Source organism: Streptococcus sanguinis, assembly GCF_001078705.1.
In the GTDB taxonomy this organism is placed as follows: domain Bacteria; phylum Bacillota; class Bacilli; order Lactobacillales; family Streptococcaceae; genus Streptococcus; species Streptococcus sanguinis_D.
In genome coordinates, this window is sequence record NZ_CDMW01000001.1 from 2,031,443 (window position 1) to 2,046,831 (window position 15,389).

Below are 15,389 nucleotides of genomic sequence, written 5' to 3' on the forward strand. Positions count from 1 at the left end.
GAATTTTGAGGAAATTTAAAAAATAATTCGAAAAATCTTCTATTATTTCTCCAGCTGGAAAGTCAGGATAAAGCGACTTCCCTGGCCAAGCTCTGACACCAACTCTATCTGAACCTGGTGCAAATCGGCGATTTTCCGAACCAAGGCTAGTCCCAGGCCGCTTCCCTCTCGGCTGTTTTTATTTCTGGCTTGGTCAACTTGGTAAAACCGATTCCATATTTTATCAGTCTCGGACGGAGCAATACCAGCACCATTATCCGCCACCGTCAGCTGACAGACGCCATCCAGCTTATGCAAGGAGAGCTCAATGCGATCCTTCGTAAATTTCAAGGCATTGCTAATCAGATTATCTAAGAGCCGGTGAAGAAGGAGTTCATCAGCAACAATCCAACAATCTTCATCTATGGAAGCTTCTAAAACAAGACCATGCTCCTGACTTAGCTTCTGGAAGTCTGTCATCTTATCCGACAGTAAGTCAGACAGAGACAGGGATTTTTTGACAAGAGCCGGCTGATTCTCAAGCCTGGACAGATCCAAGATGTGGCTAATCATCTCCTTCATGCGCTTGGTCTGACGGTTGATGATTTCAAATGATTCCTTGGATTCATCCATATTTTCTGCATAACGAAGACCATACTCGCTCTCCGATAAAACAACCGCCACCGGTGTCCGCAGCTCATGAGAGACATCATGATTAAACTGCTTTTCCCGCTGGTAGGAAGTCTCCAGCGAATCCAGCATGAGATTAAAAGCCTTTCCCAGACGATGCAGCTCATCATCCTTATCTTTCAGAGCCAGCCGCTTGGAAAAGTCTCCGCTCTCGCGAATTTCTAATGCCGTCTGAGATAGCTGATCTACCGGCCTCAGGGCTTTTTTGAGAATCCAGCAACCACCAGCAATAATTAAGATTAATAGAAATGGAGAAATGAAGACCAGAGACGTCAAATAATCAATCCATTCATGATTGCTATGACTGCTCATCGTTACCGCCCTCAGCCATTGATCGCCATTTTTCATCTCAATGTCAAAATAGAGATAGGTCTTTTGATCAACAGTCGCCGTCGTTACAACAGATTGGTTAAAAAGAAGAGTCTCATCAAAGCCAGATGGCAGACTTTTTCTGACAAGGTTTCCCGAACTATCATAGATTGAATAAAAAATTCCATCATCCATAGCCTCGTACTCACTGGGCTGCTGGCTGATTTCCGTGGCTGACTCAATCAGCTCACGCTTGGCCGCTGCATCTGCCAGATTGCTGGATAGCAGAAAGGCCAGACCCAGCAGCACTAGAATAAAGACAAAGAGAAAACTGCTGTACCAAAGAGTAATCCGTAGAACAATGCTGCCTTTTTTCTCCTTATTCCGATCTCCAGATAACATAGCCTACTCCCCTCTTGGTGTGAATAATGGACTGCTTCTTGTCCTGATCGATCTTGCGGCGAATATTTTTAATCAGAACATCAATGATATTGGATTCTCCTTCATAATCAAAATCCCAGACATGGTCCCGAATTTGTTCCCGCGACAGAATATGATCTTGATTGCGAGCTAGGTATTCCAGCACTTCGTATTCCTTAGCTGTCAACTCCAAGACTTGGTCATCTTTCAGGACAGCTTTTTTAGTCAGATCCAAGATGATATCCCCTAGGTCAATCTTCTGGCTAACCAGCTCACGCTGCTGTCGCCGCAAAAGAGCCCGCAGCCGCGCCAAAAGTTCTTCAAACTCAAATGGCTTGACCAGATAATCATCTGCTCCCAAGTCCAAGCCTCTAATCTTGTCTTCCAAGCTGTCACGCGCCGTCAGGACCAAGACGATGACCTGCTTTCCAGCCTGACGGATCTTCTCTAGAAAGGCAAAGCCGTCCATACGGGGCATCATAATATCTAAAATGATTAGGTCATAGTCCACCATTTCCAAAAATTCCAGAGCTTCCTCTCCATCAAAAGCACTGTCCACACTAAAATGCTCTTTCTTGAGCAGCTTGATCAAACTGCGATTCAGATCCGCTTCATCTTCCACCAACAATAACTTCATCAGGACTCCTTTCCAATCTTGGTCTTTCGTTTTTCAGAGCCATCACAAGAACGGCAATCACAACTACAAAACTGAGCTAATTGAGTTTCTAGCAGCTAGATGAAAGTCTAGCACAATACTGCTACATCTCCTCTGATTGTAACATATAATCAGGGAAAGGAAAACTGCTGCTGTTCAAGGGTCAACAAGCCAAGGATAGATTAATTGACTACGAATTTCTTGGAGTCACAAAAAGAGCGCAGATCTACAAGCCTCAACCAGCTGTAAGATAAGCACTCCTATTCATTTATTCTATTTAGAAAGATTACTCAATAGGTACTGTCCGTTTTCCTGACGGATAAAAGTCAAAGTTATCTCCTTATTTGAAGAGGTTTCATAGTTTACAAGCATCTTCGGCTCTGATTCACCATCCCCATAAACTGAGATATGTTGATATTCTGGGTATTCCTTGATCACTTCTTTAAAGGAAGAACCGCCCTCGCCTGTTTCCGCATCACCCGTCTTTAAATTCTCTGTAATCTGGCCAGATACCTTTTTATCATAGTCGTCACTACCGGGCATAATACTCATACCCTGAAGATGGTAGCTGCCATCCTCGTGTTTCATAAAGGTCAGAGTGGTATAACTAGAGTCAGGTAACCAAGACAATGAGAGCCCTTCTTCCTGAAACGTCACACTGCTGGCCAAGCCAAAATCTTTGACTACTTGTTCAGGGGTCAATCCTTCATCATCCGCACTAACAACGCTCAGCTTTTCAAGGTCTTTCACTTCCCACTCATATACATCCTCTTTTGACGGAGCCACAAAAGAAGCAACATCGCTTTGATGTCCCTTTCGAGACAGACTTGGCACACTTCCCCCACCCATAAAATCATTTAGGAAATAGCCGCCGAGACCTCCTAGCAATAGTCCCGCTGCCAGACCTATTCCTAAAAATCCTATCAGCTTGCCCGTACTATTTTTCTTTGGCTCTGGACTTGGCTGTGCAGCAAAGTTTGTAGCTTGCTGTGGTCCGGCAAAGTTCTGACCAGCTGGATTAAATCCCTGAGGAATTGCTTCTTGAAAAGCAGGATTTCCCCAATTATCCTGCTGAGGCATCTGCTGCTGAGGAGCTTCAAAAATGGGTTGCTGAACACCAAAATCTTGATTAGGATTCATCATTTCAGGACTGTCTCCTTCTGTTGGGAAAGGCTGCCCCTCTGTTGAGTTAGCTACAAATTGTCCTGAGTCTGATGACTGGACTTGCTGTGGATACGGAGCCAATCCTTCTAAAGATTGTTCCTGCGGTTTATTTTGTTCTGACATCGTTTCTCCTTTTATTATTTGAGTTCTATTTTATTTATTGGCAGTAGTGGACAAAAGATAGTTTCCGTCCTCCTGCTGAACGAAGAACAACCTATAAGTACCATCATTAGGAGCGTCATAAGCCGCCTCCATAATGGTTTGACTAGTATCCTCATTGAAATCTTCATCTACACGAATAGAAATACTCCTCGGACTGCCATATTCCTTAAAAACTTCCTTATAGGAAATGCCATCCTTACCAGTCTTTGCATCGCCTTTTTTCAATTTTTCAAAGTAATCAGCCGCCATCGCTTCGTCCTCAGCATTATGTTTGCTTTCTTCAAAGCGAATATTATAGATATGAAGGCTATTCAGATAGAAACCATCTTTTTTCTTCTCAAAAGCCAGAGAAGCGGTTTGATCTGTATAATAAACTGGCCAGTCCTCCTCATCATCAGAATCTTGAAGCGTTCCCCACTCTAAATCAAGGCTGTCACGAGAGATTTCTTCTTTTAAAGCCTTGCCATATTTATCAAGAATATCTTCCACAGAAGTACCATTCGTATCTGTCTGAATAGTATTGAACCGTAACTCTGACAAACTATCAATGTCCCACTTGAACTCAGTAGTATCAGGGTCAATGTACTGATTTGATTGATCTCTCTTTGATTCCCTAGCATCTGCCAAAGGATGAAGCACAGGATATTCCCCTTTGATGACATCCGCTACTCCCATTCCATAACCCCAGATTCCCCCTCCGATTAGTCCAAGACCAAGAGAGAGCAAGGCTGCACCTATCAGGATTCCTTTCCAGGATTTATTCTTGGTTAAAGGTGGGGTTGGTCCCTGCGGACTTGAAACATGGCCCTGCTGAGGTTGAAAATGATGCGGGAATTCCTCTTGCGACTGAGCATTCCTTGAAGGCTCAAAAGAATGCTGTGTTTGCTGTTCTGTCAATCTTCTTTCCTCTTTCTTGTTTATTTCCAATAGTCTTATCAGTTCTCTTTTAATAACGAAATGCTTTGAAAGCAGTCAGTCACAAAAGATAAACTAAATAACTAAAAACTTACATTTCCTCTGACTTTATATATAAGAAATTTCCATCTGGCTGGCCTACAAACAATAGGTATTCATAACCATCTTCTGTTTTATAAGTCACCTCAGCAATCAGACGGTTGGAGATAATCTTATTATCTACGTCACGCTCGCTTGTGATGACAATTTCTGACGGAACAGGATGCCTCTTCAGAACCTCTGATAAAGCTGTTCCTCCTTCACCCGTTTCCTTGTCTCCTTTTTTCAAACGTTCAAGGTCTTTGGGAGATAATACGCTCCAATCTGTCGTTTCCTTCCCTTTTCTATATTCTTTAAAAGAATCTCCAACTACCACTTGCCTCAGATAGTAGTTCTGGTCAACTTTATCAAATTGAAAAGAAATATTTTGCTCCTTGTCCCTGACAGAAGGGCCCCATCGGAGTAACAGGCGATTACGATCATATTCTGCTGAACTAGCCAAGCCATAAGTTTCAACAATTTGATCAGCCGTCAGACCTAATCCTTCATCATTTGTATAGCTCAACCGTCCCAAGTCTTTCAAAGTCCAATTAAACTGAACCGACTGCCCGTCTGTAGTAAAGCTGTCACTCTTGTCTTTGGCTTCTTCCTGAGCCTTACTCAGACGCTTAATCCTTTGAATATCCTTATTTGTCTGCGCCTGCTTGCCGATAAAATAAGCTGAACCGCTGCCAATCAAAAGACCAATTATGAGAGCAAAAATTGAAAGTCCTATGACTTTTCCGATATTACCCTTCTTATCAGGCAATCCTTGCGGCTGAATCTGCTGGAAATTCCCTTGCAATGGCTGGCTGCTAGTTTGATTTTCTTGCCAAGCCCCTTGCGCTTGACCTTGACCATCTTTATCTGACATGGTTTTCTCCTTATAAATTTTGTTGATTTGTCATATTGCGAAAATATTGAAAAACAATGACAAATTTTACAACATTATAACATAAATTGTTCTTCCAATCAAAAAACCTCCCCTAAGGGAGGCTGCGTTTCCTATTACAAACGTGCATTCAATTCTTTGCTCAATTCTTCAAACCCTGGTTTACCAAGAAGGGCAAACATATTTCTCTTGTAGGCTTCAACCCCTGGTTGGTCAAATGGGTTGATGGCATTCAAGTAACCTGAAAGGGCGATGGCCAATTCGAAGAAGTAGATGGTGTAGCCAAGAGTGAAGGCATCTTGCTCTGGAAGAGTCACATACATATTTGGTACGTCACCATCTGTGTGGGCAAGAAGAACACCGTCAGTTGCTTTTTTGTTTACAAAGTCAACGTCTTTTCCTTGAAGGTAACCAAGTCCGTCAAGGTCTTCTTCCAAGCTAGGAATAATCACGTTCTTACGTGGTTTGTCAACACGGACAACTGTTTCAAACATGATACGAGTTCCTTCTTGGATAAATTGACCCAATGAGTGCAAGTCAGTTGAGAAGTTAGCTGAAGTTGGATAGATTCCTTTTTGGTCTTTCCCTTCTGACTCACCAGCCAATTGTTTCCACCATTCTGAGAAGTATTGAAGTGATGGCTCGTAGTTTACCAAAATTTCAGTTGCATAGCCTTTGCGGTAAAGGATGTTACGAACTGCTGCGTATTGGTAAGCTTCGTTTTCAGCAATCTTGTCTGAAGTGTAATCTTTACGAGCTGCATTCGCACCTTCCATAAGGGCTTTGATGTCCGCACCTGATGCAGCGATTGGAAGCAAGCCAACTGCTGTCAAGACTGAGAAACGTCCACCGATATCATCTGGAACCACAAATGTTTCCCAACCGTTGGCATCTGCTTCAACTTTAACGGCACCTTTTTGGCGGTCAGTTGTTGCATAGATACGTTTGTTGGCTTCTTCTTGACCGTATTTCTTAACCAAGAGTTCTTTGAAGACACGGAAAGCGATAGCTGGTTCAGTTGTTGTACCTGATTTAGAAATCACGTTTACTGAGAAATCTTTGTCTGCTACATACTCTACCAGGTCAGCAAGGTAAGTAGATGAGATTGAGTTTCCAGCGTAAAGGATTTGTGGCGCTTTGCGCTCTTCTTTTGTTTGCAAGTTTGCAAAGTGGTGGTTCAAGAAGTCGATGGCTGCTTTGGCACCAAGGTAAGATCCACCGATACCGATCACAACCAAGACATCGCTGTCTGATTTGATTTGCTCAGCAGCTTTCAAAATGCGGTCAAATTCTTCGCGGTCATAGTTTTCAGGAAGGTCCAACCAACCCAAAAAGTCGCTGCCAGCACCAGTTCCTTTACGGATCAATTCATCCGCTGCTGTTACTTGTGATTGCATGTACTCCACTTCATGTGGGGCAACAAATTTATCTAAAACTTTTGAATAATCAAATTTAATGTGTGACATGATATTCCTCCATTTTTTATTCCACTCTATCATATCGCTTTCATAGTTATTTAGCAAGTAATTTATTGTTTTAAAACGCTTCCAATTTATTTTTTTATAAATAGGCTAAAGCTAGAAAGCATCTGAAAGCAATCGTTTGCGTAAGTCAGCAAATTTTAACCCTATTGAGAAGAATAATTTTGATTGACAAGAAAGCCAATATGCTTCTTAAGATTGAATGTCAGCTGAATTCATTTCAGGTCCGTTCAAACTAGATTCACTGCTCCAATATTCATCTGCGCCTTTCAGGCTTAACTGATTCAACATTGGAACCTAGTTTTCGCTTCGCTTAACTGCGTCAATGTCTCTAAACTCATCTTCCTCCTTCGGAGTTGATTCGTTGAGAATCTTTATAAGGTTTACTGATTTTTCCCTTATGGGAAAAACTGAATCCATTGCTCTAAGATTCATCTGCGCCTTGCAGGCTTGATTCATTCAACATTGGAACCTAGTTCTCGCTTTGCTCAAACTGCGTCAATGTACCTAAGTTCTTCTGCGTCTTTTGGACTTAATTCACTTAAAGACTCTATAAGGTTTACTGATTTTTCCCTTATGGGGAAAAACTACATCCATTGCTCTAAGATTCATCTGCGCCTTTCAGGCTTGATTCGTTAAGAGGCATAGAAAAAGAGCACACAGCTTACTTCGCTTAGGGCTGCTGGATTCCTCCCCTGACCCGCTTCACGCAAAACTGTTGCTCCGTTAATTAGTATAACACAAACTTTTGATTTTGGCTAATTTTATTTTTTTCTTCTTTGTCTGAAAAATTTCTGCATGATTTGAGCACACTCTTCTTGGAGAACACCTACCTCCACTTCTACTCGATGATTCAGGCGCTCATCTGTCAAAATATCATAAAGGCTGCCAGCTGCTCCAAACTTCTGATTTGCTGCTCCATAGACAACGTGAGGAATGCGTGCCAGACCGATTGCTCCACTGCACATGACACAGGGCTCAATAGTCACAAAAAGCGTTGTATCCAGCAAGCGCCAGCTATTTTCATGCCGATTTGCCTCTTCGATAGCCATTATTTCCGCATGCATAACAGCCCGTTGCAGCTCCTCACGTGCATTGTGACCGCGACCAATAATCTTCCCCTCTTTAACCAAAACACAGCCGATGGGAATTTCATCATGAGCCAGGGCAATCTCCGCCTCCTTTAAAGCTTCTCGCATAAATGCTTCTTTTTGTTCAATCGTATAATCCATCATTGTCTTTCTAAATCTGTAGTCGTCTATCCCATTATACCACAAGCCTGCCGCACTTCTCAGAAAAAGTAAAAGCCACCACTGGGGTGACTTTCAGGAGATTATTATGAAAAAGTTTAGGATTTTTAAACAAAGTTAGGAGGTCTTTGTTTATGCCGTTAGTATAAAATATATATCTTAAATGAGTCTTAATATGAAATTTTCCTACAAAAAAGCACAAGAAGCAATTTCCTTGTGCTGACTTTTTTATAAATTAGACCAGACGCTTTCCAAGATATTGGTCTGCTCGCGGCCAGGACCGACTGAGAAGGTAGAAATGCGAACGCCAACCAGCTCACTCACTCGGCGAACATAGTTGCGGGCATTTTCTGGCAAGTCTTCCAGACTGCGGACACCAGTGATGTCCTCTGACCAGCCTGGCAGCTCTTCGTAAATCGGCTTGCAGCGCTTGAGCTGTTCCAGACTAGCTGGGTAGTGGTCAATTCGCTGACCATCCAAGTCATAGGCTACACAGATTTTCACTGTATCCAGACCGCTCAAAACATCGATGGAGTTAAGCGAAAGATTGGTAATCCCTGACACACGGCGGCTATGGCGCATAACAACAGAGTCAAACCAGCCTACCCGACGCGGACGACCAGTGGTAGTGCCATATTCGTGGCCGATATCACGAATGCGGTCACCAACTTCATCGAAAAGCTCTGTTGGGAATGGTCCATCTCCGACCCGACTGGTGTAGGCCTTGCAGACACCAACTACCTTGTCAATCTTGCTCGGACCAACACCGGAACCAATAGTCACTCCCCCCGCAACTGGGTTAGATGAAGTTACAAATGGATAAGTACCTTGGTCAATATCCAGCATAACCCCTTGAGCCCCTTCAAAGAGAACTCTCTTGCCTTGATCCAGCGCATCGTTGAGGATAACAGAAGTGTCCGTCACATACTGCTTGATTTGCTGACCATATTCATAGTATTCTTCAAAAATATCATCAAAGCTGATTGCTGTACTATCGTATAATTTCTCAAAGAGGCGGTTTTTCTCAGCTAAATTCCGCTCCAAGCGTTCTCTGAAAATATCTTTATCCAAAAGGTCAGCGATGCGGATACCGACACGGGCAGCCTTGTCCATATAGGCAGGGCCGATTCCCTTGATTGTCGTCCCGATTTTATTGTCACCTTTTGCTTCTTCCTGCAGGCGATCCAGTTCGATATGGTAAGGCAGGATGACATGCGCTCGATCAGAGATGCGAAGATTATCCGTTGTCACACCTTCCTCATGCAAATAATTCAGTTCTTTAACCAGAGATTTTGGATTAACCACCATACCGTTTCCAATGACTGATATTTTTTCTGGGAAGAAAATCCCTGATGGAATCAGGTGCAGTTTGTACTTCTTGCCGTCAATCACGATAGTGTGGCCGGCATTGTCACCCCCCTGATAGCGGGCAATCACTTCGGCATTGGCTGAAAGGAAGTCTGTAATCTTACCTTTTCCTTCATCTCCCCACTGGGTTCCTACAACAACTACTGATGTCATAATTTTGTCTGAGCTGAAGCAGCTCTTCCTTTCTTGAAAAGCAGGCAGGAATCTCACCTGCGATTATGTTTTATACCTCATTATATGAAAAATTTAACAATTTTTCAAGATGGGACCCATTCTTGATTTGCTTTTTCCCTTTTGAAAACGAATTAAATTTTCACAAAATCTGTATTTTCTGAAATTTATTAGTTTATTAAAAATAAAAGTTCGGAATTTTTGTAAAATCGTAGCGAAAATTTGTTTTCTTTTTCTGTTTGTAATAGACTAAAATTACTATCATAGGACGGTGAAACGATGATGATTAATCAATTACTGCAGAAACTGGATACAGCAAGCCCCATTCTCCAAGCGACCTTTGGTCTGGAGAGGGAAAATCTGCGGGTGACAACTGATGGACACTTAGCTCAAACTGCTCATCCGAGTCAGCTGGGTTCCCGCAATTTCCACCCAACCATCCAAACAGACTTCAGCGAGCAACAACTGGAACTAATTACACCTATCGCTCACTCGACTAAGGAAGCACGACGCTTACTGGGAGCTATTAGCGATGTGGCTGGTCGCTCGATTGACCAGAATGAACGCCTCTGGCCTCTGTCTATGCCACCACAGCTGACGGAAGAAGAGATTGCCATCGCCCATCTGGAAAACGACTATGAACGCCACTACCGAGAGGGCTTAGCTAAAAAATATGGCAAAAAACTACAGGCTATCTCTGGCATCCACTACAATATGGAACTAGGGAAAGATCTGGTCACTGCTCTCTTTCAAGTCAGCTCCTACCATTCACTCAAGGACTTTAAAAATGACCTCTATCTCAAGCTGGCTCGAAACTTTCTCCGTTTCCGCTGGGTTTTAACCTATCTCTACGGTGCTGCCCCTCTAGCAGAAGCTGGCTTCTATAGCCAGGAAATTTCCCAGCCTATCCGCTCTTTTCGTAACAGCGACTATGGCTATGTCAATGACGAGAATATTAAAGTTTCTTACGCTTCTTTGGAGCAATATGTAACTGATATTGAAAACTACGTTCAGTCTTGCGAGCTCAGTGCTGAAAAGGAATTTTACTCAGCCGTTCGCTTCCGTGGACAGAAGCACAATCGTGCCTATCTGGAGCAAGGCATCACTTATCTGGAATTCCGCTGCTTTGACCTCAATCCTTTTGACCATTTAGGCATTAGCCAAGAGACCTTAGATACCGTCCATCTCTTTTTACTGAGCCTGCTCTGGTTAGATGATGTAGAAAATGTTGATACGGCATTAAAAGCTGCCCACGACTTGAACCAAAAAATTGCTTGTAGCCACCCGCTGACTGCCCTGCCAGATGAGGCAGACAGCTCAGCCCTTCTCCAAGCCATGGAAGAACTCATCCAGCTTTTTGAACTGCCAACTTACTACCAAAGTTTGCTTGAGCAGCTTAAGGAGGTACTACTAAATCCTCAACTAACCCTATCTGGTCAGCTCCTGCCTCATATTCATCAGGATTCCTTAATGGCCTTTGGACTAGACAAAGCGGAGGAGTATCACCGCTACGCTTGGACTGCTCCTTATGCCCTCAAAGGCTATGAAAATATGGAATTATCCACTCAGATGCTGCTCTTTGATGCTATTCAGAAGGGGCTGAATGTCGACATCTTAGATGAAAACGACCAATTTCTCAAGCTTTGGCATGGTCACCATGTGGAATATGTCAAGAACAGCAATATGACCTCCAAGGATAACTATGTCATCCCTCTGGCCATGGCCAATAAAACAGTCACCAAAAAGATTTTGGCTGCAGCTGACTTTCCTGTTCCGGCTGGAGCAGAGTTTTCTTCCCTAGAGGATGGACTGGCCTACTACCCTTTGATTAAGGACCGACAAATTGTCGTCAAACCCAAGTCAACCAACTTCGGACTGGGCATCTCTATCTTCCAAGAACCAGCTAGTCTGGAATCTTATCGCAAGGCTTTGGAGATTGCTTTTTCAGAAGACACTGCTGTCTTAGTCGAAGAATTTATCGCTGGAACAGAGTACCGCTTTTTTGTCTTAGACGGTCAGTGTGAGGCAGTCCTCTTGCGAGTAGCAGCCAATGTCGTCGGAGACGGTCAGCATACTGTGAGAGAATTGGTTGCCATCAAAAATGACAATCCGCTGCGGGGCCGAGATCATCGTTCACCACTTGAAATCATTGAACTGGGCGACATTGAACTCCTTATGCTGGACCAGCAAGGCTATGGACCAGATGATATCCTGCCTGATGGAGTCAAGGTTGACTTGCGGCGCAATTCCAACATTTCTACTGGCGGAGACTCGATCGATGTCACAGACAGCATGCACCCGTCTTATAAGGAACTCGCTGCGGATATGGCAAAAGCTATGGGAGCTTGGGCCTGTGGCGTTGACCTGATCATCCCTGACAGCTCTGCTATTTCCACAAAGGAAAATCCCAACTGTACCTGCATCGAGCTCAACTTCAACCCCTCCATGTATATGCATACTTACTGTGCTGAGGGACCGGGACAAAGCATCACCCCTAAAATACTAGCCAAACTTTTCCCAGAAATGGACTGATAAAACACGAATCGCAGGGTATTCCTTGCGATTTTTGTTTGAATACTTGAGAGAAACGAAGAAGCTTTCGTTCTAGAAACAACGCTTGCTTTATTGAGAGGAAGCAAATGCCTTTCTGAATTAAGCAAATATAAAAAATGGTCTCAATATATAAAATCATTTCAATCTTTATCCTTCAAAAATCAGCTTTTATGTTAAAATAGAGATATCACATTGAGAAGAAAGAGAAACGTCCATGTCGAGGAGAAATGATGATTCCAACCAGCAACCAGAATGGTTTAGCTGGATTTGGATACTTGTATTTGTATTTGGTTCTGGAGCTGTAGCCAGCTATCTAATTCCCATAGCTATTCTGGGGGCTATTGGTTACGGAATCTATCGCCACCAAAGCCAGAAAAAAGTTCGGATTGAAGCAAAGCAAGCCAGCATTGGCCGTATTGAAGATTTAAAATCAGAGATTGGTCATGCTGACCGCCGCATTAAAGAATTGGAAGGCTACCAAGAAGATGGGGACCAAGAAAGCTATCAGAATTTAGCACTAGAAATTCTTCCCCAGCTAACCTATATCAAAAATGCTGCTAACGACCTACGCGGAGAAATTCCTACTTCCGTCTACCAACGAATCCAGACCAAAATTCGTACTGTCACCGATGAAATTGATGAACAGCTGAAAAAGATTGAACGAGAGAAAAAACGAAAAGAAGCGCAACCTAAGAAAACTAGTCTAGAAGAGCTAGCCCCAGAATTGGTCGCTACGGTTCGCAATATTCAGATTGACCATGAGGCCATTCTTCAAAAAATCTCTCAATCCGAAAGCAATAATAAGGAAGAGCTGACTGCCATTCATCAGTCCCAGATGGAGCACTACAAAGATATTTTAGAAGGCTACCTCAAAATCAAAGCTTCTCCCAAAGATTTTTACAATGCAGAGGAGCGGCTAGCCAAGGCCAAAGCAGCTATTGAGCAGTTTGACTTGGACCTAGACGAAGCGCTGCGTCAGTTAAATGAAGCTGATTTGAGAGACTTTGACATTAGCCTGCGCATCTTAGACAAAGAAAAGCAAACAGACACTGGCTTTTAAGCTAGATAAACCAAAGGAGAAAATATGAGCCAAGAATTTAATTTTGACATTGATAAAATCGCCAACAATGCTATCAGTAAAAGTGACAAAACAACGGAAATCATCGAAGCCACTACGACTCAAGGAAATGGCCAGCTAACTTTTCTGGAAAAACTGACTCCTGAGCAACAGAGTGCGATTACGGCTAAAGCTCCGCAGCTGGTGGATAATTTCGTGTCGGACCAAAATGCCCTGCTCGACTTTGGCCAATCTGCTGTAGAAGAGGTCAACGGTACTGTCAATCGTATCTTAGCCGAGCAGAAAAAATTACAAATTCCCCAGGTAGATGAGCTTTTAAAAAATACCAACAAGGAACTCAATGGCTTTGTCGCAAAATACAAGGATGCTCAAGTAGCGGAACTGGACAAAAAGCCTAATTTCTTGGAAAAACTCTTCAAACAGAGCAAAAACACTCTTCAAGAATTCTATTTTGACTCACAAAATATTGAGCAGAAAATGGACGGCATGGCTGCAACCGTCGTCAAGCAAGAGGATGTTCTGGCTCGCAATATTGTCTCTGCTGAAATGCTGATTGAGGACAATACCAAATCGATTGAAAACCTAGTCGGAGTTATTTCCTTTATCGAAGCTGCTCAGCAAGAATCTGGCAATCTAGCGCTCAAACTGCAGGCTGAAGTCGCTCAGTTAAATATGACAACTGTTGACTACCAAGTCAAATCGCAAGAATTAGCCCGAATGACAGAGGTGGTCAATACCTTAGAGCAGCAACACACTGAATATGTCAGCCGTCTCTATGTGGCTTGGGCAACTACCCCTCAAATGCGTAATCTCGTCAAGGTTTCCTCTGATATGCGCCAAAAACTTGGAATGCTCCGTCGAAATACCATTCCAACTATGAAACTGTCTATCGCCCAGTTAGGCATTCTCCAGCAATCGATGAAGTCTGGTCAGGTAGCTGACGCTATCTCTAATGCGAATAACGCTGCCCTGCAAATGCTCGCCGAAACGAGCAAGGAAATCATTCCTCAACTGGAGCGGATTTCCCAAAGCCCTACTATCGCTGTTGAATCTGTCACTAAGCTGGCAGAAAGCCTCGTCGCACAAAATCAAGGCATTATCGAAGCCATTGATAAAGGACGAGAAAAACGCGCTCTGCTAGAAGCCACTGTTATCCAATCTGCAGAGACCATCAACAACTCTGTCAAACTGCGTGATCAAAAGATTATCCAAGCCCTGTTGGACCAAGGCAAGGAAGCCCAGAAAGAATTAACTACAGAATAAGTAAAAGAGCCTAGGTGGCTCTTTTACTGTTTTACTTTTTAAATGATCAATACAGTCCTTTCTTCCGATTATCTCTTTAAAACAAGCAGCTTTCCAGCAGTTCTTTATTTCGTAACTGGGCCAGCCAGTTGTCAGGAATCCCTTCCAAACCATAGATGATACCAGCCAAGCCGCCAGCAACTGCTGCTACTGTATCAGTGTCATCGCCCAAGTTAACAGCTTTCAGGACAGTTTCCGGATAAGAAGTGCTAGTCAGCAGACACCACAGTGCTGCTTCCAAGGTATCCACCACATAGCCACTAGAGCGAATGTCATCTTCGGTCAGCTCTGCTAAAGTTTGCAAACGAGCATAGGTCGTACTAGTCTCTAAGCCTGATAGTATTTCCTGTAGTTGCCGGCCTTTTAAGAGTCTACGAGCAATGGTCACATAAAGCAGGCAGGCCTCTACGGAAGTCGCATGGGCATGTGTAATACTGGAAACAGCCTCAATATCAGACGGACCAGCTGCCGTAAAGGCTAGGGGCAGAATCCGCATCAAAGAACCATTTCCATTGGAATATTCATCAGACAGACCGTGTCCTCTTGTCAAGGCTTCGCGAGTCGCATTTCCTACATCGAAGGTCAAACCATCTGGTGTGTAAACTCCCTCGAAGAGCCAATGTTTAAACCGCTGCTGCATATCGACAGGGTCAATCTTACCTTTTTCCCTAATAGAATCACAGGTCGCCAAAACAAGGCTGGTATCATCTGACCAAGTCCCAGCCGGTTGCTGATGGCTGCCATAACCCACCATCTCAACCGCTTTAAAACTGCCTCGGGTTAAAAATTCATACGGAACTCCTAATGCATCAGCTACCGCTAAACCATAGACTGCCGCTTTCAAAGATTGGTTCATGCCAGCCTCCTATGCTTTTTATTTTATTATACTATTTTTGATCTTAAAATGCTTCCTAACCCCAAA

The 15,389-nt window shown here is 43.4% G+C and carries 12 protein-coding genes and 1 other RNA gene; 3 read left to right on the plus strand and 10 right to left on the minus strand.

Features of this window, described 5'->3' with window-relative positions; translation table 11 throughout:
* Window positions 1-42: 42 nt before the first annotated feature.
* From SSV_RS10265 to SSV_RS10315, 9 genes are all read right to left on the minus strand, one after another.
* Window positions 43-1,380 (minus strand): sensor histidine kinase, encoded by a 1,338-nt coding sequence (locus SSV_RS10265; RefSeq protein WP_072074705.1) that lies wholly within the window; start codon window positions 1,378-1,380, stop codon window positions 43-45.
* Window positions 1,358-2,035: a response regulator transcription factor gene (locus SSV_RS10270; RefSeq protein WP_072074706.1), complete on the minus strand. Its 678-nt coding sequence runs from the start codon at window positions 2,033-2,035 to the stop codon at window positions 1,358-1,360. Before SSV_RS10270 ends, SSV_RS10265 begins: the two co-directional genes overlap by 23 nt.
* A gap of 291 nt (window positions 2,036-2,326) precedes the next feature.
* Entirely contained in the window at window positions 2,327-3,340 is a 1,014-nt protein-coding gene (locus SSV_RS10275) for a hypothetical protein (protein ID WP_072074707.1), read from the minus strand.
* A 30-nt stretch (window positions 3,341-3,370) separates the two neighbouring features.
* Complete coding sequence (locus tag SSV_RS10280; protein ID WP_072074708.1) at window positions 3,371-4,306, minus strand: hypothetical protein; 936 nt, start codon at window positions 4,304-4,306, stop codon at window positions 3,371-3,373.
* A 79-nt stretch (window positions 4,307-4,385) separates the two neighbouring features.
* Complete coding sequence (locus SSV_RS10285) at window positions 4,386-5,246, minus strand: hypothetical protein (RefSeq protein WP_072074709.1); 861 nt, start codon at window positions 5,244-5,246, stop codon at window positions 4,386-4,388.
* 134 nt (window positions 5,247-5,380) lie between these two features.
* Window positions 5,381-6,730 (minus strand): glucose-6-phosphate isomerase, encoded by a 1,350-nt coding sequence (locus SSV_RS10290; protein WP_049547242.1) that lies wholly within the window; start codon window positions 6,728-6,730, stop codon window positions 5,381-5,383.
* A 659-nt stretch (window positions 6,731-7,389) separates the two neighbouring features.
* Window positions 7,390-7,475, minus strand: an RNA gene (gene ffs, locus SSV_RS10305) — signal recognition particle sRNA small type.
* 34 nt (window positions 7,476-7,509) lie between these two features.
* The gene (tadA, locus tag SSV_RS10310) at window positions 7,510-7,980 is read right to left on the minus strand and encodes a tRNA adenosine(34) deaminase TadA (RefSeq protein WP_072074711.1); all 471 of its coding nucleotides are present in this window, start codon (window positions 7,978-7,980) and stop codon (window positions 7,510-7,512) included.
* A gap of 243 nt (window positions 7,981-8,223) precedes the next feature.
* Entirely contained in the window at window positions 8,224-9,516 is a 1,293-nt protein-coding gene (locus SSV_RS10315; protein ID WP_002899212.1) for an adenylosuccinate synthase, read from the minus strand.
* Window positions 9,517-9,813: 297 nt separating this feature from the next.
* On the opposite strand from SSV_RS10315, the gene gshAB reads away from it, so the two are divergent.
* The 3 genes from gshAB to SSV_RS10330 all read left to right on the plus strand — a co-directional run bounded on the left by gshAB (window position 9,814) and on the right by SSV_RS10330 (window position 14,428).
* The gene (gene gshAB / locus SSV_RS10320) at window positions 9,814-12,066 is read left to right on the plus strand and encodes a bifunctional glutamate--cysteine ligase GshA/glutathione synthetase GshB (RefSeq protein ID WP_072074712.1); all 2,253 of its coding nucleotides are present in this window, start codon (window positions 9,814-9,816) and stop codon (window positions 12,064-12,066) included.
* A gap of 235 nt (window positions 12,067-12,301) precedes the next feature.
* Window positions 12,302-13,147 (plus strand): hypothetical protein, encoded by an 846-nt coding sequence (locus SSV_RS10325; RefSeq protein WP_072074713.1) that lies wholly within the window; start codon window positions 12,302-12,304, stop codon window positions 13,145-13,147.
* Window positions 13,148-13,171: 24 nt separating this feature from the next.
* Window positions 13,172-14,428, plus strand: coding sequence for a toxic anion resistance protein (locus SSV_RS10330; RefSeq protein WP_072074714.1), 1,257 nt, complete (start codon window positions 13,172-13,174; stop codon window positions 14,426-14,428).
* A gap of 76 nt (window positions 14,429-14,504) precedes the next feature.
* Here SSV_RS10330 and SSV_RS10335 read toward each other — a convergent pair whose 3' ends face one another.
* On the minus strand, window positions 14,505-15,323 hold the full coding sequence (locus SSV_RS10335) for an ADP-ribosylglycohydrolase family protein (protein WP_072074715.1): 819 nt from the start codon (window positions 15,321-15,323) through the stop codon (window positions 14,505-14,507).
* Window positions 15,324-15,389 lie beyond the last annotated feature (66 nt).